Below are 26,217 nucleotides of genomic sequence, written 5' to 3'. Positions count from 1 at the left end.
AGCTCAGAATCAGGCCGATTGTGCACCCGATCCATCCCCACAGCCCAAGCTGACTTACCAGCCCCCATCCTTCATTTATCACTGAACGCCCCTCCCGGTAAGCTTGCGTAGAATTGACCCGATCTTAAGTTTCCACACCATGACAACTGCTTCAAGGACAATCTGCCGCGACATCTTGGATGTCCCGGCGTGGCGATCGATAAAGATAATCGGCACCTCACCGATCCTGAAACCTTTCTCATGGCAGCGATAGTTCATCTCGATCTGAAACGAGTAGCCATCGGAACGGATTTTCGTCAGGTCGATTGCCTGAAGTACCTCCCTGCGAAAACATTTGAAGCCGCTGGTGCAATCGGAAAGCTTGAGCCCGGTAATGATTCTGGTGTACACACTGGCGAAATAGCTCAGCATCAACCGGCGTAACGGCCAATTCACCACACTCACCCCATTCAGGTAGCGTGATCCCACAACCATGTCGACAGATTGTATTTTTTCGAGGAAAACCGGCAGCATTGCCGGATCGTGGGAGAAATCGGCGTCCATCTCGATAATGTTGCCGGCACCCTGTTCCAAGGCATAGCGAAAGCCATCCCGGTAGGCAGACCCGAGTCCAAGTTTGCCGCTTCTGTGCAATACATGGATTCGTTCGTTGACAGAGGCCAAACGATCGGCTATTTCACCGGTCCCATCCGGCGAATTGTCATCCACCACCAAAATATGGATGCCTTCATCCTGGGCGAGGATTTGGGGGATAATCTTTTCAATATTCCCACGCTCATTATAGGTAGGAATAACCACCAAAGCTTTCAAAGAGGGTATCCAATGTGCAGCGGTATTAAGTTGAGCCAATAGCAGATTAAACGAACCAAGCAAAACAAGTCAAGGGAAAGGGGTGCGGTATTAAGCACAACCTTTACACACTAACGGAGACACTGGAACACCCCCATGCACCAGAGACAGGCGCCGCACGGCACATTCCCGATATGGCAGTCCTGCTCGAACTTCTCGGTCTGCACGTAGTCGCAAGGGGCCAGAGCGCAGCTGACGCAGGAGGGATAGTCGTAGGCCAGCACACTGCTGCGGAAGGTGCGAAATTCAGGGCTGTTCCAGATCGCCAATGGCCCCTGATCGGCCAGGTTGCCGAACACCTTCGGCTTCACCGACTGGTGCCAGCCGCTGGCATAGCACTGGTAGCGGTGCCAGAGGAAGTAACAGGGCGATACGTCCCCCTGCCAGGAGACGAAAGCGCTCCCGTCTTCCACAAAGCTGCAACTCCGCTGTTCACGGAGGGTGATCTCCGGCAGTCTGACGTCGAGACCGGTTTCCCGGGCAACCTCACGCACCTCGTCAAAGACCCCGGCTGTCTCTTCAATCATCCCGAAATCTACCAGGAGGAGCTTCTTCAGGTCAAGAAAGATACCCTGCCGTTGCGCCTCCCTTTTCATCGATTCAACCATCTCCACGACGGCCTGCTCTCCCGGCTCTCTCGCGTATTTCCGCCAGCGCACCTCAAAATAGCGGCCAAGATCGATATTCTCCCGACCGGCCCGCTCCTGCCACTCCTGAAACAGGGCAAGGGCCTTGTCGGTGCAGCTCCCGAAGGCTGTCTCATCGACATGATCGGCGTCGTAGGGAAGGACGTGGGTAACGATGGCGAAAGCTGCCCCCTTCTGTGCCGCCCAGCGCAGGGTTGCAGGTAGTTCCCGCAGATTGCCCCGCATGGCGACGAACTCCACTCCTACCCTCACCTCCGGCCGGTTACATCGCTTCTTTGCGGCATTGAGAGCGGCAATGGCCCGCTCAACCCCTTCCACCTCCCCTCCTTCGCGCATCTGGCGAAATTTTTCCGGTGTTAGAGCATCAATGGAGAGACATATCCGGTCGAGGCCGGCATCAACCAGCGAAAGTGCCCGCAGGTTGGTCATGAGCAGGCCGTTGGATTGAAACCCCACCCACCCGTTTGCGGGCATCTGCGCCTTCGCTTGCCGGATGAACTCCTCAAGGTGCGGGTGCAGAAGCGGTTCGCCGATACCGTTCAGGATAAGCGCTTCCAACTGGGGAAAGAGTGGCTCAAGCCGCTGGAAAAGTGCCGGTGAGAGGTCACCGTCTTCGATCAGTCCCTCCTGGTTCTGCTTTACGCACATGAAGCAGCTGAGGTTGCAGCGGGTGGTGACCTCAACGAAGAGCTTCCGCGGGAACTCCTGTAACGCTTTATGCTTCACATCCATATGATCCATTGTCACCAAAATTGATTGGATATCCGGGACACCTGATCGGAATTCACGATCCCAATCAGGTCGGATGACGGCGTCTTCTTGACCAATTCGATCCCCTGACGCACCAGGTCGGAAATCCTACTTATATGCTGATGCTTCATGACCTCTTCCAGCAGCTGCCGCTCTTCATCGGAGATACGCATGGAAATGACGTAACTCTTCTTTTTCGCTTTGTTGCGTGCCATATCCGGTTCCCCCATTATATCCAACAGATCTATATACACAACATTTCTCTGCGTCGCCTAATGGGGGAAGCGGAGAAGGGATTGGGGAGTTGTTCCACAACTGCCGCAAATTGCCTCACCAACAGGTGATGGCGGCAACCCGCGATAGGGATGCAGGTCTGGATGCGCTACACCACGCCCGTTTCATGATTCCCCCTCCCCACTACGGGGGAGGGGGAATCGGCCAGTGACTTAGAGCGGTCAATACAAGCCGACTTTCTCTTCGCTCATGCTGATGAAGATGTTCTTCATCTGGGAGTAATGGTCGAGAATCACCTTATGGGTTTCGCGGCCAATGCCGGACTTCTTGTAGCCGCCAAAGGGGGCGTGTGCCGGCAGGTTGTTATAGTTGTTTATCCACATCCTCCCGGTCTCCACACCACGGGCAACCCGGAGGGCGCGATTGATGTCTTTGGTCCAGACCGCCCCGCCAAGACCGAACTCATTATCGTTGGCCATTGCGATGACCTCCTCCTCGGTCTTGAACTTGATCACGACCGCTACCGGCCCGAAGATCTCTTCCTGGGCAACCCTCATTTTGTTGGTGACATTGGTCAACAGGGTTGGCCTCATGAATGCGCCTTTGTCCAGGCCGTTTTCGGTTACCCTGACGCCGCCGCACGCCACCGTTGCGCCTTCATTTCTGCCGATTTCCACATATTCGAGAATCTGTTTGAGTTGGCCTTCGTCAACCTGGGTACCCATAACGGTATCCCTTTCCCAGGGGATACCGACTTTGACCTTGTTGAACGCCTTCACGGCATCGGCAACAAAGCGATCATGGATATCTTCATGGACAAAGACGCGGGAACCGGCGCAGCAGACCTGCCCCTGATTGAAGAGAATTCCTATCTGCAAGCCTTCTATGGCTTTTTCCCAGGGACAATCCGGGAAATAGATATTGGCCGACTTTCCTCCCAGCTCCAATGTGGCGGGGATGAGCTTCTTGGCTGCTGCTTCGGCGATCTGGTAGCCGATATCGGTGGAGCCGGTGAAGGCCAACTTGCGGAAGTCCGGATGTTCCAGCATGTAATTACCGGCACCTGAGCCGCGACCGGTTATGACGTTCACCACCCCCGGGGGGAGTACCTGATCGAGCAGCTTGGCCAGTTCCAGAAGACTCAGAGGGGTTGTCGATGAAGGTTTTATCACGGTGCAGTCTCCGGCGGCCAGCACCGGCGCGATCTTCCACGCAGCCATGAGCAGCGGGAAGTTCCAGGGGATAATCTGTCCCACCACGCCGAGGGGTTCACGCAGGACGATGCTCATGGTGTTGTCGTCGATCATTACCGCCTGCCCTTCCTCAGTCCTTATGGCGCCGGCAAAATAGCGGAAATGATCGGAGGCAAGAGGGACATCCACTGCCATGGTCTCCCTGATCGGCTTGCCGTTATCCATGGTTTCCACCAAGGCAAGTTTTTCCGCATTGGCGTCAATCAGGTCGGCAATCTTCAACAACATGGCCGAGCGCTGTTGCGGCCCGATTTTTTTCCAGCTGTCCCATGCCTTCCAGGCAGCCTTGACGGCCATGTCCACATCTTCCCTGCTTGCATCGGCGCAGGTGGCGAGCAGCTCGCCGGTTGCCGGGCAGTAGGTATCGGTAGTCTTGCCAGTGCTGGCATCCACCCACTTCCCATTGATATAGAGCCTATAACTGTCATCCATCGGTTTTTTCATTTCCGTTTCCTTTCTGAATTTCTGGAGATCACCTGTCTGGCCAGCAGGGAGACCGGTACTTAATGAGATACCAAGTCGTTGGAATCAGCTATAGCAGAGAGCATGCCATACTTAGAACTACGTTTGATCACATGCCGGTAAGTAAACTGAAAAATGCAACTTCGGCAACAGGTTATCAGGATATCCTATATATCTCGCCGAGGGAAGAAGGAACGATTTCATCAATTTTTATCGACTTCATTGGAAGTAAGTTGTTTCAAAATGGCACATCTGTTAACATGGCAACTGTGAAATTATGGAGCAGTTCTGGCTGTTGGCGCAGTTATTGTTTTATAAAACTTTTTTCTAAAATATCAATTTCGGTGGTTGTCATGCAAAAATATCCTCTGGTCAGTAAAGTCAAAATAAACCGGGCGCGCTCTGAATTCTTTTCCAGAGGGGTGCTCCCCACCGGGTTGGTACCCGAAACCATCGTCCGTTCCTGGCAGCGCTCCATTGCCAATGGGATCGATGCGGAGATGGCACAGATCGAGCAGCCGATTCTGTCCCGGCAGGAGCTGGATCATCTCACCTTTCGGAACCGGCTCTTTCTGGAACATTCACGGCCGGTCATGGAAAACCTGTACGAGCAGATCCAGGATACGTCCAGCATAGTCATTCTCGCTGACAAATCAGGAGTGATTCTTGATTCCCTTGGCGACGTCGATTTCATCGATCGTGCGCGCAGAGTTTCCCTGCAGCCCGGAGGGGTCTGGTCGGAAGAGTTCCGCGGCACCAATGCCATCGGTACTGCCCTGGTCGAACAGCTTCCCGTCCGGGTCAACAGTGGGGAACACTTCGCGGCGGTTAACAGTTTTCTATCGTGCTCGGCCTCTCCTGTTTTTGACCCTTACGGCACCATCCTGGGCATTCTGGATGTTTCCGGAGATTACCGCTCTTACCAGCAGCACACAATGGCATTGGTTCAGATTTCGGCGCAGCAGATAGAGAATCAGATGTTTGCATCGGGATTTGAGGAGGATGTAGTATTTTATTTTCACAGACGGCCTGAATTCATAGGGAGTCTGTACGAGGCAATAGCGGTATTTACCAGTAGAGGGAAGCTCAAGGCTGCCAACCGCAGCGCGCTTCTCCACCTGGGGCTGGATCGGTATAACTACAGAGAGGTTGACTTTGCGGAACTGTTCGATATGCCGTTTCACTCGGTGATTTCCCGTGAAGGGCAGGTTCTGCCGCTCTGCACGTGCAACGATACGCATATATTCGGGAGATGGAGAGCCCCCCTTTCAGGTGCCCGGGAGAGAACGGTAAACATGAAGGTTGCTGGTCCATCCTCTGCGGAGTTGACGCTGGAGACCCTCGACCTCGGCGATTCGATGATGCGAAGGGCCATTGAAAAGGTGCACAAGGTGCTGGGACATGCCATACCGGTTTTGCTGGAGGGGGAATCCGGAACTGGCAAGGAACTCTTTGCACGGGCCATGCACAATAGCGGACCGCGCAGGAGCGGCAGTTTTGTGGCCCTGAACTGCGCTGCAATACCGGAAGGGTTGATAGAAGCGGAGCTCTTCGGTTATCAGGAAGGGGCTTTTACCGGCGCCAAACGGAAAGGGCAGCTCGGGAGAATACGGCAGGCTGACGGCGGCACGTTGTTTCTGGATGAGATCGGCGATATGCCGCTGGCCCTCCAGGCGCGCCTGCTACGGGTGCTGCAGCAGCGGGAAGTAACTCCCTTGGGCGGGAGTGAATCGCTTCCGGTGGATATCGCCGTCATCTGCGCTACGAACCGAAAACTGCGGGAAGAAGTCGCCGCGGGACGCTTTCGTGAAGACTTGTATTATCGGCTCAACGGACTGCTGGTTTCCCTTCCCTCCCTGCGAAACAGGGAAGACCGCCTGAATCTGGCCCGCGCCATTGCCGGGGAAATTGGAGGCCCCGGCCGGAGCATACGGATCAGCGAGGAGGTACGTGCCATCTTTGACAGGCACCCGTGGCCGGGAAACATCCGCCAACTCCACAGCATCCTGCGCACAGCCGTCGCACTCCTTGGCGACGACCGTGAGATCACCGCCGAGCACCTCTCGGAAGACTTCCTCGAACAGTACCGGGAAACCTTTCCGTCATCGGCAGAGGCTGGCGCAGATGCCGGCTCCTCGCTGCTTGCCGCGCCTGTAACTCTCGATCGGTTGGAGATCATGGTCATCAGGAAGACGCTCGATGAGCATGACGGCAACATATCGGCCACTGCCCGCAGGCTGGGAGTCAGCCGGAATACCCTGTATCGCAGATTGCGGGAACATCCCCTTTGCTGAGCCCGACAACTGACTCGAATTGCAGCGAACGTACCTTCATGTTCTAAGAGCTTATTCGTAAATAACTGCCGCGTAGGACCGTGCACAAGCTCTAAATATCCCCAAGGATCTCCTGCCGTTTTGTGCGATATTCCTGCTCCGTGATCAGCCCCTTCTCCTTTAGATCGTTCAGGAGGATCAGCCGCTCTTCGATGCGCTTCCCTTTATCGGTCCGGCCCGGCTGCTGGGGGGTTCCCCGCTCGGGGCCGGCAACCGGAACGGCATCAATTGCCGGCGTAGGAACTGTGCCGAGACTCGGCAGTTGCTTCGGCAAAGGGATCACCGCAGCCGGATTAATAATCAGCCAGTCGGCTCTGCGCTTTTCTCCTACCTCCGGCAGTACCGTTACCTGCCCGGCAAACCCTGCCGGTGCTCCCCGCGACCCGGGAACGAATGGCTGCAGCCGGCGGTCATCGTTCTTGCCCAACTCCTCGTGCACCATTCCCAGGATCAGATTTACTCTCCCCTGTGAATAGAATACGCGCCCCGTGGTCACCTGGGGTCGTTTGGCAAGTCCCATGAAAGCCGGGTGATTGCCGATCAGGGCGAAGACCAGTTCTTCACCGGGTGCTGCCTTGGCAAGGCCAACCGTTATCTGCTCTGCCAGGATCGACAGTTCGTAATCGGTAAGAAGCTGGACCGGCTTGACGTCAGCCGAATCCTGCCACTCAAGCGAAGCCAGCGCTCCCCTCAACCTGTCCTGGCCGAGCGATACCGGGTGGTCGCTCGGCACACTGCCGGGTGACTGTTCCGTCGGCACCAGGGCGACGAACTGGTCACCCGACTGCCAGAGATATGTTGCAGGAGCGGACGCGATCGTCGGCTGGTGCGCGCAACCGCAGATACCCATCATGACAACAATCAGCAGTATCGGGAGTCTGTTGGCAATCAGCCGCGGCACGCCGGGAATGGCACTATTCATGTGATACCTCCATCGAAGCGAGGAGTGAACGAAACACCAAAGGGTCAGATCGCAGATCATGATATGCATCAGAACTGCGACCTGACCCCAAGCTTACATCACCGGATGAAGCTCGTCCACCGGTGTTACTTCTTCGGCGCCGTGCCCTCAAGCTTGTCCAGAAGCTCTTTTGTCTCCTGCAGCTTCTGTTCGAGCTTTTTCAGCTCTTCAGCGGAATAGGTCTTGGAGCCCTTCTTTATCTCTGCGTTGATCTTGTTGACCCTCTTCTGGATGATCTCAACCTTGTTCAGGCAATTCTTGGCTGCAAGCTCGCAGATGACCTTTTCCTCATTGGTCTGCTGGGCGATGACAGACCCTGCTGATGACAGCAGGAATGCGGCTATGAGAATTACGGCACTCTTTTTCATGCGTCCCTCCTTTATGCTCGTTCGTTGTATAGTATCTATCCTACCCTAAAAAGGAAGTTTTCCGTATCCCATCAGAGAAAATGCCGGGGTCAGAAGACAGGTAAAGGTGAGAACAATGAACATCACTGCTGCAACCTTGGGGTTGATCTTGCCATACGTCACGCCGGTAACGGTAAAACAGATAACGACGAACGTAACGTTCATGAATGCCAGATAGGGGGCTGCGCCGATAATCGTCTTCCCGTCGGGCTTCAGACCGCCACCGGTGGCAAAGAAAAACGCGTACACGGCACAGACGATGCCAACCAGCAGGGCACCGTTCCCGACGGTGCGCAGGTCTGTCACGCCGGTCAAAAGGGCATGGCCAGTCTGCAGATACAGGACCCCGAACACGAACAGCAGCCCGGCGGTGAAGGGATCGGTAAATACTGCTGCCTGAAGAGTCGCGCCGATGACAACCAGTATACCGACAACTGCGCTGACAAAACCGGTGCTTTTTGCTTCCCCGTATCCCAGGAAAAACATGCCGACCGGAATCCACATAATGCTGATCAATACGAGTAGAGCTAAAGTCATATCGTTCTCCTTACCTTTCTGTATGCGCTCTCCGGTCCGACGTCGCTGGCGGCTACGGGGAGAGGGTTGGGTGCCCGGTTTATTCGGCAGTGGTCGGATCGATCATGCACTTCACTTCGGCCACGCTGTTGGCTGGAAACCCGCCCTGCTTTGCGTGTTCGAGAACCATTTCCTTGTTGGGAGCGATGTAGATGCAATAGATCTTGTCGTCGGTAACATAACTCTGCACCCATTGAATCTGTGGTCCGAGCCCGCTGAGGACACTGCAGGATTTCTGGGAAATGGCCTGAAGGTCCCGGGGAGGAATATTGCCCGCGCCCGGGATTTCACGTTCGATGACATATTTTGGCATGGCTGCATCTCCTTTCGTTGCCCGGGAAGCACAGCTCTGTGCCCCCGGATACGGACCGACTACCAGTAGAACATCGTGCCGATGGCAAAGCTGTTGGAGTGCTGGGTCTGGCTGTCCTGCCAGGTATTCTGGGCGTAGCTGTATTCGGCGACAAACTGGGTGAACTTGTTGAAGTTGTAAACGGCTATGAACGAGGCTGCTTCCTGCTTGAACATAGGGACGCTGAAGCCTACCCCGCCGAGCTTGACCTTGTCGTCGTCGCTCGCCACCTGACGGTTCTGGCCGTAGTTGAGCCCGAGTTTGATATCAGCGGTCGGTTTGTAGGTCGCCTGGGCCAGGAAACCGAAGTGAGTCCGCTCCTTGCCGGCGGCATCCGTCGAGGATGAGCCGAACGCATCGCCATCCTGTGCGCTGATCATACCGAGACCTTCGCCCACATAGCCGGAGGCCAGCAGATCGATACCGCCGAAGCCTACGCTGGCGCCTGCAGCGCCGCCGATCGACTGGTTATCCTCACCGGGACGCGCTACACCTGCTTTACGGGTTGCGCTCTGGTAGAGGCCGGACGCCCAAGCCTGTAGGCTTGTGCCACCGCCCAGGACCGTGGCGTAGGAGATTTCCGTCTCGATGCGCGGACTGTTGGTCTTGGCGGTATCGGAGCTGATCTTGTACGGCTCATTGACGCTGAGGGCGACCTTGACGCCGTTGAGATCAGGGGTGGTATAGCGGATCTGCGGGCCGAAGTTGGTGTAGAGATAGCCGTAGCCGATATGGCCGAGAGTAGTGGTCGTACCGGGGGCCGGTACAACGCCTGCCGTGAGGAGCGTCATATCGGTCAGGATGTTCTTCCCCTGGTAGAGGTTCAGGGCGCGGCCGGCAAGCAGCTCCCCATACTTACCTTTCGCGGTATAGAAAAATTCCCGGAAGTCGATGTTGGGGCTGGTCTCAAACCTCATATCCTGGTTCTTGTTCTGGATACTCGGATAGATACCTACCCGGACCGACGATTCCACACCGTTAACGGTGGGGGCTTTGACGTTGAAGGCGATCACCGACGGCAGCAACCCTACCTTGACCCCGAAGTTCTGGTACTGATCCGCCGTACTGTTGAGAAATGTTGTAAACCTGGCAGCCGCAGGCTTCGGACTGGTCGTCTGATAGACGGAAAAGACATCGACGATACCGTCAGTGCTGAGCTGCCAGCCGTTCTCACCGCCAACGACAAACGCCGCATTCGCCGTACCAACTCCGGTGACCAACATCATGGCCGCAATCGCACCATACAGATTACTTCTTTTCATGAGAACCTCCTTTACCTGATGTATGTATCTGCCAAGACCGTCCGTGGGCTACGACAAGAATCGTGATGTTCCTGGTGCCAAGAAGCAAATCTTGGCATGGCATTACAGCATTGAATCGGTGCCCTGCCCTGCCGCAGTTCATTCCCAAATATGGTTTTCACCTGTGGCAGCAAGCCCAGACGTGCGGTTTGTCAACAACGGCACGGCCAGACACCTAGTTGCTCCCCTGCGACAGCCTTATTCCAAGGGTTTCCCTTCCAAGCCTCATCCGGGAGGACTCCATCGTTACCAGCACAATCACCATTGCCATGTGCAACCATGGTGCCAGAAATAAAACAATGGTTTTGTATTTTGTTTTCAATTAGTTACCAATCAGGCTATCCCAACCGCATTCAATCGCCGATCTGTGGCAAAACGTCACAAAACGTGTAAAACGGCTACTGAAGCCACTGTATGGCGTATGGGGAGTAGTTCCACAGCGTAGAGAATATTCACAACCCTTTTTAAGAAATAACTCATGTTAGACTGATTATCCCTTGCGCATGAAGATTCCTTTCCTTTCAAGTCAGAAACGATGATAGCCTTAAAACTTCGTTTGACTTGTTGGCACGGGCATTGCTATAGTATTTCAGGTAACCACGAACCACTTAACACATTGATAATTCAAATTAATTTAATCATATCACTAAAAGGTGAGTGAATGAATCACAGTTCCAACGACAGCGGCTTCCTGCAGCACTGCAAGTTTGAGGTGCCTGAAATCATTTTCGGCAGAGGGCTTCTCAGGCATGTGGGCTCATGTGCCCGCCGCCTGGGGGGACACAAGGTATTCCTGGTAAGCGACAAGGGGCTATTTCATGCCGGATGGGTGGACAAGGCCATGCGGAGCCTGCTGGAAGCCGGGCTGGAATTCATCTATTACGACAACATAACCACGAATCCGAAGGATTTCGAGGTTGAGGAGGGGACCAGGGAATACCTGCGCCACGGGTGCGATGTCATTGTCGGCCTCGGCGGCGGCAGTTCCATGGACGCAGCCAAGGCGATCGCCATTCTGGCGGCCAACGGCGGCCAGATCCGGGATTTTGAGGGGTCGGACAAGATCAGCCGCCCCCTCCCGCCCCTGGTGCTCTGCCCGACAACCTGCGGCACCGGCTCGGACGTTTCCCAGTTCGCCATCATCAACGACTCGCAGCGGCGGTGCAAGTTGACCATCATGAGCCGTTGCGTGGCACCGGATATCAGCCTCACTGACCCGGACACCCTTTTCACCCTCCCCGAGGAGTTTGTCTGTACCACCGCCACCGACGCCCTCAGCCATGCCATGGAGGCGTTCTTCTCCGTTGCCTCCACCACCCTCACTGACGTCCATGCCATCAAGGCGTTGCGGCTCTTAACCGGGAGCCTGGTCACTGCCGTGCGCGAACGGACCCCCGATGACCTGGAAAACCTGGCACGGGCGAGTCTGCATGCCGGCATGGCCTTTTCCAACTCGCTGCTCGGGATCGTCCATGCCCTGGCCCACCCCATCGGCGGAATGTACGACGCCAATCACGGCAGCATCAATGCGATCCTGCTTCCCGAGGTGATCCGCTACGATATCCCGGTGGTATCGGATAAGCTGCCGGAACTGGCATGGGGGCTCGGCCACCGGGCAAACGGCGATATCAAGGGGGCCGGCGAGAAGGTGCAGGAGACCCTGGAATCCCTATTGGACGCCAGTGGCGCCCCCCGCAGCCTCAGGAGTATCGGCGTCGTGAAAAAGGACCTGCCCGAACTCGCCAGACGCGCCCTGAACGACGTCTGCATCGTGACGTCGCCCCGGGAGGCAGATGCCGACGATCTGCTGAGGATTCTGGAGAGGGCATACTGATGACCGAGGTAGCCCGGCGCACCCTTATCAATGAGGAGAACCTGGAGCGGATCCTGGGGCTGGAGAGCTCCAAGATCGGCTTCTATGCCGAGGTCAAACAGAAGATCCAGGAACTCGAGGCCGCCAATATCGGCCTGCGCAGCAAGTCCAATGAATTGCAGGCGGTCTTCGACTCCATCAGTGACGGGGTCGTCATCTACGACCACCACGGTCTGGTCCAGCACCGGAACCACATCTGCCCCACCCTTTTCCCCCAGGAGACACTCTCCGGAAGGTCGTGCCGGGAACTCTTCCATCCGGAACAGGAAGTGTCGCAGCACTGTCCCGTCGAACGAGCCCTGCTCGGCGAACGGGTGGAAACCTCCATGGTCATTGCCAAGGAAGGGCAGAAGACCCGGTATGTCGACGCAACGGCCACCCCCATTGAAGACCCGCAGGGAGAGCGGCACCGCGCCCTGATCTTTTTTCGTGACGTGACCGAAAAACGGCTCCAGGAACTGCACCTGCTGCAGGCGGAAAAGATGTCGAGCATCGGCCTGTTGGCTGCCGGCGTGGCCCACGAAATCAACAACCCGCTCACCTCGGTGGCAGGCTACGCAGAGGCGCTCATGCGACGTTTCCGCGACGAGCCGTCGATGAAAACGGACGCCAGGCTGGATGAATTCCCCAAATACCTGGAGGTCATCATCCGCGAGGCATACCGCTGCAAAGGGATCATCGACTGCCTGCTCAGCTTCAGCAGGAAATCGGACGGCTCAAGCGGCAAGGTGGACATCAACGAAGTGCTCAGGGAGGTGCTGGAACTGATCCGCCACAAGTCCCGTTACGACAGGATCGAGATCGCGACCGACCTGCAGGATGAACTGCCACAGGTAGCCTTCGACCCGGCCGGATTGCGCCAGGTCTGCATGAACCTCCTGATCAATGCCCACCAGGCGATACAGGGTCCCGGTGTCGTGGAGATAACGACAAAACTGCTTGACGAAAAGACCGTTGCCATCCAGATACGGGACAGTGGTTGCGGCATTCCCAAGGATGCCATCGACCAGATCTGGGACCCCTTCTTCACCACCAAAGAGGTCGGTCAGGGGCTCGGTCTCGGGCTTGCCGTCACCTATAACATCGTCAAGCGGCACGGCGGGGAAATCAGCGTGGAAAGCCAGCAAAACCAGGGAGCAAGATTTACCGTGAGGTTGCCCATATGTCAGTAATGGAAGAACGCAGGGATGCCAAAGTACTCGTCGTCGAGGATGAAAACCCGCTTCGGGAACTGTTGCAGATGGAGCTCACGAGAAGCGGCTACAAGGTGACGGCTGCCGCGAGCGGCGAAGAGGGGCTGGCCAAGTATACGGAGGAGAATTTCAATGTGGTGCTGCTGGACGTGCGGATGCCCGGCATGGACGGGGTTGAAGTACTCAAGCATATGCGCATCGAGTCAGCCATCCCGGAAATCATCATGTTCACCGGTCACGGCACCATTGAAACGGCCGTGGAATGCATCAAGCAGGGCGCCTACGACTACCTGACCAAGCCGATCAAGCTCGACGAACTGGAGATCGTCATCGACAAGGCCATCGACAAGAATCGTCTGCGACTCGAAAACATCAACCTGAAACTGGAGATCAACCGGTTCGAAAACCACCAGGTCGTCGGCAAGAGCCAGGTGATCCAGAAGGTACTGGAAACCGTGCAGCGCTGGGGGCCGACCGACGAGCATGTCCTTATCTTCGGCGAGAGCGGCACCGGCAAGGAGTTGATCGCCCGGGCCGTACACGATGCCAGCAGGCGCATCAACAAGCCTTTCGTCACGGTAAACTGCGGCAGGCTGAACGTCAACACCGCGGAAAGCGAGCTCTTCGGCCATATGCAGGGCGCCTTCACCAGCGCCAGCAAGGGACGCGCCGGGCTCTTTGAACTGGCGGATACCGGCACGCTGTTCATGGACGAGGTCTCGGAAATGCCGCTGGACGTCCAGGTCAAGCTGCTCCGCATCCTGGAAACCGGCACCTTCCGCCGGCTGGGTGGGAACCACGACATCCACGTCAACGTCCGCTTTGTCTTTGCTTCCAACAAGAACCTGATGGAGTGCGTGAACAGAGGAGAATTCCGCGAAGACCTTTTCCACCGGATGAACCTGCTTCCGATCACCATCCCGCCACTTCGCGAACGGCCGGATGATATCATTCCCCTCACTTGGTATTTTATCAAGATCGGGTGCGAGAACGACTCCCGGCACTGGGAGGTCACCGAAGAAGCGATGGCGTCCTTGCGGGCCTACCAGTGGCCGGGCAATGTCCGGGAACTGCGCAACACCATTCGCCGTGCCTGCATCCTGGCCACGGAACCGGTCATAACTGCCGACCTGCTGCCGTTTGCGCCGCCCAAAACATTCCCGCCCATCGCAACGAGCAACGGGACGACAACGTCGGTGACCGTTTCGCAGCCGCTCTGGGTCGTGGAACGGGACCACATCCAAAGGGTGCTGGAGATGGTCGACCGGAACAAGAGCCGGGCTGCCAAACTGCTGGAGATCGATAGAAAGACTCTCTACACCAAGCTGGAGCGGTACGGTCTGGAGGCGTGATGCACCCTCCGCGGTACGGCCAAGTGAGCGATAACAGCTGGTGGCACAGAATTATTGGGTATTTTTTCCACAATGTGGCGTTTTACCACACCGACCTCCCCGGCCAACGGCACCGGTCCGCCCCAAAGTGTGGCGTTTTTACCCATCCGGCCACCGTGATGCCCGTGGAGTTACGGATGATCCCCCCGGCTCGTCCGGCGTCGGCGGTGCTGCAAGAAAGCGACATACAGGATGACCCCGATCGACATCCCCGACATGCTCCGCCGGGAAGGGTTGTGTCCACCCAAAACCCTCACCCTCTCCATCACCGGCAGTTGCAACATCGCCTGTCGTCACTGCTGGGTCGATGCGGGCACGGCCACAGCGACCGGTCACGCACCCGAACCGTTGCTCCGCCGGTTGATCACCGAATTTGCCACAGTTGCCGGCACAGGCATCCGCTTGACCGGCGGCGAACCGCTCTGCCATCCCGGCTGGCTGGGGCTGGTCGGGCTGGCACGCTCGACCGGCTTCCGCAGCATCTCGTTACAGACCAATGCCATGCTCTTAACCGACAAAGACGTGTCGTCACTCCGTGCCCTGGACTTTCCGGGACTTGCCATCCAGGTTAGCCTGGATGGCGCTACGGCACCAGCCCACGACCTGGTGCGGGGCAGCGGTTCCCACAAGGCCGCACTGGAGGGGATTCGCCGGCTCGTTGCCGGAGGATTGGGACCGCGCCTCGCCATCTTCTTCACCGAAATGCGCCACAACCTGGCAGAACTCCCGGCCCTGCTGAAACTGGCCGACGATATGTCGATCAGCAGTGTCACCTCCGGCACGCTTGTCCGTTGCGGCCGCGCCGAAGACTCAGCCGCTGTCACGCCACCCGATCCTGCCCAGTTTCTGGAACTGCTGGACCGTTACGACAACGACCCGGTTTTTCGCGAGCTTTATGATCGGATCGGCACCGTAGCCGCCCTGGAATGGCGCAAAGCAACTCCCCGCACCGAATGTTGCACATTCGTCGAGAACCCCTACCTGACCCCAGACGGCAGGCTCTTTCCCTGTCTCCTCTGCCATATTCCCCAGTTCTCCGTATCAGGGGTTTTCGAAAAGGGGCTGACTGCCGCCTTCACGGAAGGTGCACCCCTCTGGTCCTCCCTGCGCCGGACGAGCAGCCAGAGACCCGATACGCTGGCAGGATGCCTGGATTGCCCCGAACGACAAGCCTGTGGTGGCGGCTGTATGGGACGGGCATGGGGTAGCTGCGGGGATCTCCGAGCGCCGGACGACCGCTGCCAGGCGCGAAAAACCATCTCCCAACGAAAACGATCGGGCAAAGGCAACTGAGCCACGTTGTTGATCCGCTGATCAACAGATATCCCCCCCACGTTACTGATCAATTCTGGTCCACCCTCCTCTCTCAAGACCCGTATCGCGGCAAAATTCCCCGGTGGGGATAATTTCCACGCCCCGACAGTGGCAGTTCAATAAAAAACTGTTTCCTTATTCCCCTAACCACCCTTTCCTTCTCCTCGCACAAAACATGCAAAATACCCACAACTGCTTGTTTTCAAACCATTGTTTAAACATGGCACCAGAGTTGCTAATACAGGAAATACAAGGACAGCACAACGCATCAAACGGCACCAGCAGAGCATGCTTCCTGAAAACAGGAATAATCATAAAACCAGGTTATCAAGGAGGTGACACGACTCAGCAAAGAGTCTCATGAACGCAGGGACACATCACAATCAGCGCAATCACTGCAGCACCACAAAAAATGAGCACACACCACCCAAAGGAGGAAGTACAGATGCCACATTTCAGAGATGTAAAGCGGACCCTTACCCAGCAGAGGACTGAGTACCCGATCAAGATGCAGCACGCCTATCCTTCCGTGAATATCGGCTGGGGTGCCCATACCATGGTTGGCAATGACGCCAAGGCCCTTGGTATCAATAATGCTCTGATCGTCACCACCGGTTTGCGCGGTACCGGGATCGTCGAGGCTATCCAGGGTGTTCTCAAGCACGCCGGTGTGGCCTCCGAAGTTTTCGACAAGGCTACCCCGAACCCGAAAGATCACGAAGTCATGGAAGGCGCCAAGGCCCTCGCCTCCGGCAAGTTCGACGGCATGATCACCCTGGGCGGCGGCAGCTCCCACGACTGCGGCAAGGCCATCAAACTGGTCTACAGCCACGACGGCCAGGACGTGCGCACCTTCGAAGGCGCCTTCAAGGCTACCAAGAAGAACAAGATCCCCCATCTGGCCATCAACACCACCTCGGGCACCGGTTCGGAAGTCTCCTGCTTCTCGATCATCAACCACACCGAGAAGATGTACAAAATGGCTCTCTTCGATCCCAACTGTACGCCGAGCAAGTCCGTCAACGACCCACTGATCCATCAGTGCATGACCCAGGAACTGGTTGCCTACACCGGCATGGACGCCCTGACCCACGCCGTTGAAGCCATCGCTTCCCGTCTCTGCGTGCAGTCCGCTTACGGTCCGGGCCTCTGGGCCATCACCGAAATATTCCAGAACCTGCGTCAGTCCGCCGCAAACCGCAACAACGACAGGGCCGTCGAGCAGATGGTCTGGGCTGAAATGGCCGCTGCCTACAGCTTCAACAGCGCCGGTCTCGGCATCGTTCACAGTATGGCACACGCCATGGGGGGTCTGTACGATGCTCCGCACGGCCTCTGCAACGCCATCGCCCTCGTGGACGTCTGCCGCTACAACCTGCCGGCCTGCCCCGAGCGCTTCAAGATGATGGCTAAAGCAGCCGATATCGATGTTGCCGGGCTGTCCGACTACAAGGCCGGCGAGAAGTTCATCGACGCCATCCAGGAGCTCAAGGACGAGCTGTTCATCACCCAGCGCTTTGCAGACCTCGGTCTGCAGGAAAAAGACCTGGACGGCCTGTCCAAGTTTGCCGCCGCCGACATCTGCTCCGAAGGGAACCCGAAGGATGTGGGCTTCCACGAAATGCGCGCCGTATTCAAAGGCTGCATGTAAGAATCAGTGAAGAGTGAGGAGTGAGGGGAAACATCTCCTCACTCCTCACTTTTTCATTATTGGCTCCTCACCCCTCACGCCTCACCCCTCACGAGGTTTCGCAATGATCACCGAACAAGAGGTAAAGATCGTACTCCGTTCAGGCGGGTACATTGCCGATGACGCCATTGCCACCGCCGTCTTCCTGGCTCTCCGGATGGAGAAGCCGATCCTGATCGAAGGGCCTCCCGGCGTGGGCAAGACCGGGCTGGCCAAGACCCTCGCCACGGCCATGGATTTCCCTCTGGTTCGGCTGCAGTGCTATGAAGGAATCGACGAGGGGAAAGCGCTCTACGACTGGGAATACGGCAAACAGCTCCTGTACACCCAACTCCTGCGGACCCAGCTTGACAGCTACCTCTCCGTTTCGGCCGACCTGCGTGAGGCTGTCGAGCGACTTGCTGCGGAGGAAAGCCTGTTTTTTTCCCGAAACTTTCTCGTGCAGCGGCCGATCCTGCGCAGTTTCCTTTCGGAAAAGCGCTCGCTCCTTTTGATCGACGAGATCGACCGTTCCGGTGATGAGTTCGAGGCGCTGCTTCTGGAGTGCCTGAGTGATTTCCAGGTCTCCGTTCCCGAACTGGGGGTCATTGAAGCGGTTCATAAACCGCTGGCAATCCTTACCAGCAACGGCACCCGTATGATTTCCGATGCACTCCGCCGTCGCTGCCTCTATCTCTACATAGGCTATCCCGAACTGGAGCGCGAGGTTGCCATTGTCCGGACCCGCTTTCCGGCAATCTGTGAAGATCTGGCCCTGCAGATGGTCTCCTTTCTGCGCAAGGCCCGAGAATTGAATATGCGCAAGCCGCCCAGTGTCTCCGAAACCCTTGACTGGGCCAACGTCCTGACCATACTGAATGCCGCGAAACTCACCAGGGAACTGCTTGACAACACCGTTGGAGTGATTGCCAAACACCAGGCTGACCTGCAGATGGTAAGAGAACTTGCCGCTCAGGAATTGAGGTAGCCATGGAAACGGTTGTCACCCGCTTTGTTCATGCCCTGCGGGAAGCAGGGATAAGGGTGTCACCCGGGGAGTGCCTCGATGCGGTCAATGCGCTGTCACTGGGCGGTGTTGAAGGAAGGGAGGGGGTTCGGGCGCTGCTCCAGCTGACCCTGGTGAAGAATGCCAACGACTTTCCCGGGTTCAATGATATCTTTGACTCGTTTTTCGGCTATCAGCCGGAAAACCCCTTTTTTATCAACCCGGAAGACCTGATGGGCGCCTATTTCCATATCGTCGAGGGTGAGGAGTTTACCGCCGAGATGCTGGAAAAGCGGGAGGAGGAGAAGCCCCGCATGCTCTCCGGCGCCCGGGAGCTTACGGCCGAAGATTTGCAAAATCTCGACTGGCTGAGAGAGATGGAAGAGGATGCGGACGGTCCGGAAATTCAGGTGCGGATGAAGGGGTACAAAGGCAAGAACAAGGCCCCCAAACCGTCAGAATTCAACCTGCTGAACCTCCCCTCGGCCGCCTTCAGCAAGAGCTGGGGCACGGAGAGCAATCCCGCCTTCACGCCCGAAGAGATCGCCGACATGCATGAAGTCGTATCCCGCATGCTGATCCGTATCCGCAAGGATGTGCGGCGGGTAAAGGAAGAACAGAACCGGGGGAAACTGCACGTCATCCGGACGCTCCAGAAAAACTACCGGAACGACATGGTGCCGTTCCTGGTGTCGCTACGGCGCAAGAAAAAGGTCAGGCCGCGGCTGGTGGTGCTTTGTGACGTCAGTTTTTCGGTAAGCTACGCCTCGCGCTTCATGCTGCTCCTCCTCCACACCCTGCACAACAGGCTGATGGACGTACGCAGCTTTATCTTCAACCAGGAGTTGGCTGAAATCACCGACCTGCTCACGAACATGCCGGTAAATTGCCTGCTGGAGATCATCGACTCGGGCGCGATTGTGGATATGGACGAGAACAGCGATTACGGCAAGGTACTGGTCAACTTCAAGAGAAGACACCTGGAAAGCATGCGGGGCAACCCGACGATCATTTTCCTGGGAGATGCGCGCAACAACTACAACGAAGCCAATGACTGGGTCATGGACGAGATCAGGGAGAAAGCGGGCTATCTGCTGTGGCTGACTCCGGAGGACCGTGAAACCTGGACCAGGGGCGACTGCCTGATCGAACAGTACGGGGCTTACTGTGACAAGGTGGAGCAGGTGAAGAATGTCGACGAGCTGAGCCTGATTCTGGAAGACCTCTTCCGCAGCATCTATACGGATCATGCTCCGAGAAAACGCCGGGACCACCTGCAGAGGGAGCGGGAGGAAGAATCGAAAGACTACCGGAATTACTACGGCCAGGCCGAGGCGGCCAAAGACCGCACGTTCTGGATGCAGAACAACCCGAGCAGCCCTGCCTGGCGGGAACGCTTCGGCATCAAATATGAGACGCGGCGCTAAGGATCGAGCTGTGAAACTTCAACGTGACGTTCAGGTGGAACCGGGTACGAACATCGAGGAACTGCGCCGCTCCCGCGAAGAACTGGAGGCATCGCGCAACAAGTACGCCCTCTTGTATGACTTCGCACCAGTGGGGTACTTCACCTTCGACCGCGAGGGGGCCATCCAGTCGGTGAATCTTTTTGGCGAGCGGCTGCTGGGAATCGTCCAGAGCGACCTTATCGGCCAACGTTTCGAATCTTTCGTCGCCGACGAGGATTGCTTCGTCTTCAGCACCTACCTGCGCACGGTTTTTAGTTCCCATGGCAAGGAGACCTGCAGGCTGCGGCTCTCGCAGCGCGACAACCGGCCGCTCTACGTGCGGATCGAGGCCATGGTCACCGCAACGGGCGAGGAATGCCTGGCCGTACTGGTGGATATCACCGAAAAGAAGAAGGCCGACCAGGCGTTGTCGGAGAGCGAATACAACCTGGCCAAGGCCCAGTCCATGACCCATGTGGGGTCCTGGAGCTTCGATCCGGCCAGCGGCGAGGTGAACGCCTCGGACGAACTGTTGCGCATCATGAGGCTCAGCCGTGAGGAGACAACCCAGGAGGCATTCGCCGGCGTGGTCCACCCGGAGGATATGGAAGCGGTCGTGCGGAACCTGCAGATGGGTGTCGAGCACGGCACGAGCTACGAGATCGAGCACCGCCTGCAGTTCGACGACGGAACCTCCCGGTGGGTCTATACCATCGTCGAGCCGGCGGTGAACAGTGCCGGCAAGGTGGTACGGCTCTACGGCACGACCCAGGACATCACCGAACGCAAGCAGGCCGAAGTCGACCTGCGGAACAAGACCAACGAACTGCAGGCGATCTTCGACTCCATCAGCGACGGCATCGTGGTGTACGACCACGACGGCCGGGTCCAACACCACAACCTCATCGGCCCGCAGCTCTACCCAAGGGAAATCCGGTCCGGCAGGTCCTGCCGGGAACTCTTCCATCCGGAATCGCCTGCCGTGTCACACGACTGCCCGGTGGAACGGGCGATCAGGGGGGAACGGGTCGAGACCTCCCATGTCTCGTTGCGTGACGGCCACCGGACCCAGTATGTGGACATCACCGCCACCCCCATCAGGGATGCCCTGGGAGGGAATAACCGGGCACTGCTCTTTTTCCGTGATGTTTCCCGGAAACGGTTGCAGGAGATGCACCTGATCCAGACCGAGAAGATGTCCAGCATCGGTGTGCTGGCCACGGGCATCGCCCACGAGATCAACAACCCGCTCACCTCGGTGGCCGGCTGCGCAGAGGCGCTGCTGCGCCGCTTCCGCGACGAACCGGCCCTGAAGAGCGACAATCGGCTGGACGTTTTTCCCCATTACCTGGAGGTGATCGTCAGGGAGTCGTACCGCTGCAAGGGGATCATCGACCATCTGCTCAGCTTCGGCAGGAAGTCGGACGGCACTGTTTCCCTGGTGGACATGAACGAGGTCCTCAGGGAGATCCTCGCCCTCTTGCGGCACCACCCGGTCTATCGCCGGATCGACGTAGCCACCGACCTGCAGGCAGATCTTCCGCGGGTTATGGGCGATCCGTCAGGACTGCGCCAGGTATGCATGAATCTGCTGGTCAACGCTCACCAGGCCATCACCGACAAAGGTCGGGTGACGGTGACGACGACCCTTACCGATGACGCCATGGTCGCCATAAGGATCGACGACACCGGCTGCGGCATCGCCCAGGACACCATCGACCGGATCTGGGACCCGTTCTTCACCACCAAGGAGGTGGGCAAGGGAATCGGCCTCGGCCTGGCCCTGACCTACGACATCGTCAAGCGCCACGGCGGAGAGATCCGGGTGGAAAGCTCACTGGGCAAGGGCTCCCTGTTCACGGTGCTGTTGCCAGCCAGCGACTCGTACTAAGGTTCCATTAAGATTATTACCGGAATAACCCGCAGCGGTAAGGGAATAATCAATTGAAAGTCCGTGCAACGTCCAGGACTAGCTTACGAAACCAGACATGCAGGGGGTCTTTATTGTAACGCTCATGCCAATACTGGTAAATGGTGAATACTGGGAGCTCAATGGGTGGCTCCATGATTGAAATCAAGCCTGCGTCCTCAAATGGCTGCATGACTCGCCTCGGCATGATAGCGATCAAGTCGGTAGTGGCCACGGTATATCCCGCCAGGAGAAAACTGGGGACTGATAGCTTGATCTCTCGCGACAGACCGCACATGGCAAGTGTCTCGTCGATGGCTCCGGGATCGGGACCGATGATATCGACCCATAAATGATCAAGACTTACGAGTTTTTCCAGAGGGAAAGGGTGACTCCCTGCATCCGGGTGGTTGACGGAGCTGATGCAGACATTGGTTTCCTCCATCAGCTTTTGTCTGTAGATGCCGGAGTGGGTATACGTAAATGCCGACAATATTAAATGGATATCTCCCTTTATCAATGGCGAGAAATCAATTCCTTCCTGCGTATTCATCATCTTTGGCGCTATCGTCCAGACGTTGAGCCCAGGCGCCTCGTTGCGAACTCTCGACACAATTTTCGGCAACAGAACGACCAGCTCGTAATCCAGGGCAAGAATGCGGAAATCCCCTTTTGCCAATGCCGGGTCAAAGGTTGGCGGGGCAATGATGTTCTGGATGTCAAAGAGAACCTGCCGTAGTGCGAAGTCTATGGCCTCCGCTCGGGGAGTCGGCTCATAGCCGCCCTGCTCCGATTTGACCAGCAATGGATCGTTAAACATGGATCGCAGGCGTTGCAGCGCCCTGCTCATTCCCGGCTGGCTCAGTCCGGACTTCTCTGCGGCTCGTGAGACGTTGCGTTCGTCGAGCAGTGCACGTAGTGCCACAAGCAGGTTCAGGTCCATGGAGCGCAATTCACTGACAATGGAATGAGATTTCTTTGCCATGCAACCCTCTTCTACGCACGGCACCCACCAGCCGCTTTAGTGACAGCGTTTTCTCGACAAACCGCCACCACTCAATCCAGAGCATCAATATTACATCTTACATATCAGTATATTATCACAAGCAATACACATCATGCATAGTCAGTATATAACTTATGCATTATTGATATGCAATTATTATTGCTATCATGAGACATCGTTTTAAAATTTACCAACGACAACCTTGGGAGGAAACAGACATGGTCAGCATGGAACGAAAAGAATTCCCGCTTCTCTACGTACATCAGCATGCCAGAGGGATCGTCGGCTGGGGCGCTCACAGAATGGCGGGCCAGGAATGCCAGATGTATGGTATCAAGCATGCCCTGCTGGTAACGACGGGACTGAAAGGCACAGGGATTATCGAGGAGGTCGAGGGGGTACTGAAAAAGGCCGGCGTGACCGTTACCGTTTTTACCGGTGTTACCTCCAACCCGAAAGACCAGGAAGTTGCCGCAGGAACCGGGGCATATCTCGCTGCCGGCTGCGACGGGATCGTCACGGTCGGTGGCGGCAGCTCCCATGACGCGGGAAAAGCAATCCGGATCATGGTGACGAACAACGGTAGCGACACGAAACTGCGAGACTTTGCAGCCGTACTCAACCCCCATTACACCACGAGAATTCCCACCTATAAACCGGTCAACATCCCCCACGTTGCCATCAATACCACAACAGGCACCGGTGCCGATTGCACGGCCTTTGCCATCATCAACGACGAAGAACTGGTCTACAAGCTGATCCTCGTGGTGCCCGGCGTTGCCCCGAGCGTCGGCATCAGCGAGCCGGCCTTCATGCGGCTCCAGCCGCCGCAGCTTGTCGCCTGGACGGGCATGGATGCATTTTGCCACGCCATGGAACCGTTTGTCGGCCGGCTGAACCTCCCTGTTTCCCACGGGACCAGCCTGCGGGCCATCAAGCTGCTCAGTGAGAACCTCCGCCAGGGGTATGCAAACCCCAAAAACGATACGGCCATCGAGAACCTGATCTGGGCGCAGTTTATTGCCTCCATGTCGTACAACATGGGTGGCGGGATGGGGATGGTGCACGGTCTGGCGCACATGGTATCCGTCATCAAAGGGCTCCACCACGGCCATGCCAATGCCCTCATGATGCTCCCGGTGGAGCGGTTCAACGCCATAGCCTGTCCGGAGCGGTTCAAGGAGATCGGCGAGGCCATGGGGTTGGACGTACGGTATATGAATCCGGTTCATGCCACGGACAAGACCCTGGAAGAGATCGAGCGGCTGAGAAACGATGTCGGCATTCCGGCGGTTTCTCTCAGGGAGTACAACTTCACCGAAGCCGACATAGAGCATACGGTCAAATGGGCAAGTAACGACCTGTCCATGGAGGCAAATCCGCGGGACATGAGCCATGAACATATCCGGACGATCATGCGTTCCTGCATGTAGAGAGTTGTGCTGTGAAGATCAGCTCCTGTAGCCGTCGGCGGGGATAGCCGGGAACGACATACTACACACGAACGGACGTGAGAAAACCTCGGAGACCTCTTTTCGATGAGAGAGGCTCCGAGGTTTTTTGCAACCGGGTATACAAATTGACAAAACAAGGGTTTAAAAAGTGTGGCGAAATTACACCTTGGGGAAATTGTCAACAATCAACCTATTACACGGACACGCTTACTTTTTCAAGAATGTCCTATTTCTCCACACCGTCCTAAATTCTTATCAACATGTGCGCTGCTAACCAGTGAGTATTAAAAGCATAAATCATTGTTTTACTGATTGGCACCAGCGTTGCAAATGGTGAAAGCAAGAGAACGCATCATCACGAATGCGGAAATCAACCCACAAAAGGAGAAAAACATGGAAACAGAAAACCAGACAATCGAGACGTGCACTGAGGAGCCCCGCATCCTGGAGGAGATCCGGGTCGAAGAGCTCGCAATCGACGGCATCTGCGGGGTGTACTAGGATGGCGGCGGCGGGCGCAGGCATACGGCTGCACCCCGCCTGTCGCGTGCGGCAGGAAGGGTTCGGTCTCCTGTTTTACGACAACAGGGGACCGCGCCTTCTTTTCGCCGAGACCGGCAGCCTTCTTCCCGCAGAGTTCTACGGTACCGTCCGGGGCAGGGACGAGTTCCCCGAGGGGCTGACGGAGAACCAGAAGAAGGCATTACAGAAGTTCGTTGCACAACTACTGGAAAAGGGGTTTCTCCGTGAGCAATCGATATGTTGAGATGGGGCTTCGCTCCCCGGTAAATCTGACATGGGAAGTATCGCTGGCCTGCAACCTCCGCTGCACCCACTGCCTTTCGGCTTCTGGAGAGCCCGCCGTTGGCGAGCTCTCCACAGCCGAGGCCCTGGACCTGGTGGAGCAGGTACACCGGGCAGGGGTCTTCCAGATCAATTTCGGCGGCGGCGAGCCGTTTCTCCGCCCCGACTTTGAAGAGATCCTGGCCGCCTGTCACAGCCATGGGATCATGACCTGCATCTCCACCAACGGGACCCTGCTTGAACGCGAGCGGGTCGCCCGTCTGGCCTCAAGCCGGCTGGTAGCCATCCAGGTCAGCATGGACGGGGCCACCCCGGAAACCTGCGACGCGATCCGTGGCAACGGCGTCTTCACCAGGGCCGTCGAGGCGATCAAGCTCCTGGCCGCAAGCTCCATCCCGACCAGCATCAATACCGTGCTCACGAAGCAGAACGCCAGCCAGATCCCGGCCATGTATGAACTGGCCCATTCCCTCGGCGTATCCCTGCGGGTCAGCCGCTTTCGTCCCTCCGGACGCGGGGCGGACAACTGGGAAGAGTTGCGCCCCGCGCCGGCCCAACTCCTGGAGTTCTCAGACTGGCTGGCCAAAAGCGGCGACGTGCGGACCGGGGACAGCTTCTTTTCCCTCACCTCCCAGGAACGCCAGGGACTCGGCCTGAACCTCTGCGGCGCGGCCAAGCTCACCTGCTGCGTCGGCCCAACCGGCAACATGTATCCCTGTGCCTTTCTTCAGACCGACCGGTTCCTGGCAGGCTCCCTGCGTGAAAACAGTTTCCAGGAGATCTGGGACAGCTCGGAGATCTACGAGTCCTTCCGCTCCTTAAGGATCCACTCCTGCGAGGAGTGCCAGCGGTTCGACCAGTGCCACGGCGGCTGTCCGGCCGTTGCCTGGCACCTGAAAAACGACATTAACGGCGGCGATCCCGAATGCCTTGAGCGCTGCGTGACCTCCATCGCCGACGCGAACAAGACGGCGGCAGCGGCCTGATAATTATTGTAGGGGCGAATCTCGTATTCGCCCGGGGTT

The 26,217-nt window shown here is 57.0% G+C and carries 23 protein-coding genes; 13 read left to right on the top strand and 10 right to left on the bottom strand.

The window, feature by feature from the left end:
* Nucleotides 1–78: 78 nt before the first annotated feature.
* From JN12_RS10535 to JN12_RS10520, 4 genes are all read right to left on the bottom strand, one after another.
* Nucleotides 79–810: a polyprenol monophosphomannose synthase gene (locus JN12_RS10535; protein WP_145022302.1), complete on the bottom strand. Its 732-nt coding sequence runs from the start codon at nucleotides 808–810 to the stop codon at nucleotides 79–81.
* A 110-nt stretch (nucleotides 811–920) separates the two neighbouring features.
* Nucleotides 921–2,237, bottom strand: a complete 1,317-nt coding sequence (locus tag JN12_RS10530; protein ID WP_246125835.1) for a radical SAM/SPASM family putative metalloenzyme maturase — start codon at nucleotides 2,235–2,237, stop codon at nucleotides 921–923.
* A 2-nt stretch (nucleotides 2,238–2,239) separates the two neighbouring features.
* Nucleotides 2,240–2,461, bottom strand: coding sequence for a ribbon-helix-helix domain-containing protein (locus tag JN12_RS10525; protein WP_246125834.1), 222 nt, complete (start codon nucleotides 2,459–2,461; stop codon nucleotides 2,240–2,242).
* A 240-nt stretch (nucleotides 2,462–2,701) separates the two neighbouring features.
* On the bottom strand, nucleotides 2,702–4,177 hold the full coding sequence (locus tag JN12_RS10520; RefSeq protein WP_145022296.1) for an aldehyde dehydrogenase family protein: 1,476 nt from the start codon (nucleotides 4,175–4,177) through the stop codon (nucleotides 2,702–2,704).
* A 371-nt stretch (nucleotides 4,178–4,548) separates the two neighbouring features.
* Between JN12_RS10520 and JN12_RS10515 the strand changes: the two genes are divergently transcribed.
* A complete protein-coding gene (locus tag JN12_RS10515; RefSeq protein WP_145022293.1) occupies nucleotides 4,549–6,489 on the top strand; it encodes a sigma-54-dependent Fis family transcriptional regulator in 1,941 nt (646 codons plus the stop codon).
* 91 nt (nucleotides 6,490–6,580) lie between these two features.
* Here JN12_RS10515 and JN12_RS10510 read toward each other — a convergent pair whose 3' ends face one another.
* From JN12_RS10510 to JN12_RS10490, 5 genes are all read right to left on the bottom strand, one after another.
* Entirely contained in the window at nucleotides 6,581–7,450 is an 870-nt protein-coding gene (locus tag JN12_RS10510) for an SHOCT domain-containing protein (protein WP_145022290.1), read from the bottom strand.
* A gap of 125 nt (nucleotides 7,451–7,575) precedes the next feature.
* Nucleotides 7,576–7,857 carry a hypothetical protein gene (locus JN12_RS10505; protein WP_145022287.1) on the bottom strand — a complete coding sequence of 94 codons (282 nt, stop codon included), beginning with the start codon at nucleotides 7,855–7,857 and terminating at the stop codon, nucleotides 7,576–7,578.
* Between the two features lie 45 nt (nucleotides 7,858–7,902).
* Nucleotides 7,903–8,433, bottom strand: coding sequence for a hypothetical protein (locus JN12_RS10500; protein ID WP_145022284.1), 531 nt, complete (start codon nucleotides 8,431–8,433; stop codon nucleotides 7,903–7,905).
* A 79-nt stretch (nucleotides 8,434–8,512) separates the two neighbouring features.
* Entirely contained in the window at nucleotides 8,513–8,785 is a 273-nt protein-coding gene (locus JN12_RS10495; protein ID WP_145022281.1) for a DUF4242 domain-containing protein, read from the bottom strand.
* 59 nt (nucleotides 8,786–8,844) lie between these two features.
* Nucleotides 8,845–10,086, bottom strand: coding sequence for a porin family protein (locus JN12_RS10490; RefSeq protein ID WP_145022278.1), 1,242 nt, complete (start codon nucleotides 10,084–10,086; stop codon nucleotides 8,845–8,847).
* 700 nt (nucleotides 10,087–10,786) lie between these two features.
* Here JN12_RS10490 and JN12_RS10485 point away from each other — a divergent pair.
* The 8 genes from JN12_RS10485 (at nucleotide 10,787) to JN12_RS10450 (ending at nucleotide 21,910) form a co-directional block, all read left to right on the top strand.
* The gene (locus JN12_RS10485; RefSeq protein WP_145022275.1) at nucleotides 10,787–11,959 is read left to right on the top strand and encodes an iron-containing alcohol dehydrogenase; all 1,173 of its coding nucleotides are present in this window, start codon (nucleotides 10,787–10,789) and stop codon (nucleotides 11,957–11,959) included.
* Nucleotides 11,959–13,170, top strand: a complete 1,212-nt coding sequence (locus JN12_RS10480) for a two-component system sensor histidine kinase NtrB (protein WP_145022272.1) — start codon at nucleotides 11,959–11,961, stop codon at nucleotides 13,168–13,170. Before JN12_RS10485 ends, JN12_RS10480 begins: the two co-directional genes overlap by 1 nt.
* Nucleotides 13,161–14,543 (top strand): sigma-54-dependent transcriptional regulator, encoded by a 1,383-nt coding sequence (locus JN12_RS10475; protein WP_145022269.1) that lies wholly within the window; start codon nucleotides 13,161–13,163, stop codon nucleotides 14,541–14,543. The genes JN12_RS10480 and JN12_RS10475 overlap by 10 nt, the downstream gene beginning before the upstream one ends.
* Before the next feature lie 231 nt (nucleotides 14,544–14,774).
* Nucleotides 14,775–15,875, top strand: coding sequence for a radical SAM/SPASM domain-containing protein (locus JN12_RS10470; protein ID WP_145022266.1), 1,101 nt, complete (start codon nucleotides 14,775–14,777; stop codon nucleotides 15,873–15,875).
* A gap of 466 nt (nucleotides 15,876–16,341) precedes the next feature.
* A complete protein-coding gene (locus JN12_RS10465) occupies nucleotides 16,342–17,547 on the top strand; it encodes an iron-containing alcohol dehydrogenase family protein (protein WP_145022263.1) in 1,206 nt (401 codons plus the stop codon).
* Nucleotides 17,548–17,650: 103 nt separating this feature from the next.
* Nucleotides 17,651–18,553 carry an AAA family ATPase gene (locus JN12_RS10460; RefSeq protein ID WP_145022260.1) on the top strand — a complete coding sequence of 301 codons (903 nt, stop codon included), beginning with the start codon at nucleotides 17,651–17,653 and terminating at the stop codon, nucleotides 18,551–18,553.
* A 2-nt stretch (nucleotides 18,554–18,555) separates the two neighbouring features.
* Complete coding sequence (locus JN12_RS10455; protein ID WP_145022257.1) at nucleotides 18,556–19,998, top strand: VWA domain-containing protein; 1,443 nt, start codon at nucleotides 18,556–18,558, stop codon at nucleotides 19,996–19,998.
* Nucleotides 19,999–20,008: 10 nt separating this feature from the next.
* Nucleotides 20,009–21,910 carry a PAS domain-containing sensor histidine kinase gene (locus JN12_RS10450; protein ID WP_246125833.1) on the top strand — a complete coding sequence of 634 codons (1,902 nt, stop codon included), beginning with the start codon at nucleotides 20,009–20,011 and terminating at the stop codon, nucleotides 21,908–21,910.
* A 49-nt stretch (nucleotides 21,911–21,959) separates the two neighbouring features.
* Here JN12_RS10450 and JN12_RS10445 read toward each other — a convergent pair whose 3' ends face one another.
* Nucleotides 21,960–22,913, bottom strand: a complete 954-nt coding sequence (locus JN12_RS10445) for a LysR family transcriptional regulator (protein WP_145022251.1) — start codon at nucleotides 22,911–22,913, stop codon at nucleotides 21,960–21,962.
* Nucleotides 22,914–23,152: 239 nt separating this feature from the next.
* On the opposite strand from JN12_RS10445, the gene JN12_RS10440 reads away from it, so the two are divergent.
* The 4 genes from JN12_RS10440 to mftC all read left to right on the top strand — a co-directional run bounded on the left by JN12_RS10440 (nucleotide 23,153) and on the right by mftC (nucleotide 26,178).
* Nucleotides 23,153–24,367 carry an iron-containing alcohol dehydrogenase gene (locus JN12_RS10440; protein WP_170241897.1) on the top strand — a complete coding sequence of 405 codons (1,215 nt, stop codon included), beginning with the start codon at nucleotides 23,153–23,155 and terminating at the stop codon, nucleotides 24,365–24,367.
* Nucleotides 24,368–24,781: 414 nt separating this feature from the next.
* The gene (gene mftA, locus JN12_RS10435; protein ID WP_145022245.1) at nucleotides 24,782–24,889 is read left to right on the top strand and encodes a variant-type mycofactocin precursor; all 108 of its coding nucleotides are present in this window, start codon (nucleotides 24,782–24,784) and stop codon (nucleotides 24,887–24,889) included.
* Between the two features lies 1 nt (nucleotide 24,890).
* Nucleotides 24,891–25,154 carry a mycofactocin biosynthesis chaperone MftB gene (gene mftB / locus JN12_RS10430; RefSeq protein ID WP_145022242.1) on the top strand — a complete coding sequence of 88 codons (264 nt, stop codon included), beginning with the start codon at nucleotides 24,891–24,893 and terminating at the stop codon, nucleotides 25,152–25,154.
* Nucleotides 25,135–26,178, top strand: coding sequence for a mycofactocin radical SAM maturase (mftC, locus tag JN12_RS10425; protein ID WP_145022239.1), 1,044 nt, complete (start codon nucleotides 25,135–25,137; stop codon nucleotides 26,176–26,178). Before mftB ends, mftC begins: the two co-directional genes overlap by 20 nt.
* The last annotated feature ends 39 nt before the right edge of the window (nucleotides 26,179–26,217 follow it).

This window comes from Geobacter argillaceus (assembly GCF_007830735.1).
In the GTDB taxonomy this organism is placed as follows: Bacteria; Desulfobacterota; Desulfuromonadia; order Geobacterales; family DSM-12255; genus Geomobilibacter; species Geomobilibacter argillaceus.
Note: the sequence above shows the minus strand (reverse complement) of the source record. Positions and strands in the feature narration are given on the sequence as shown.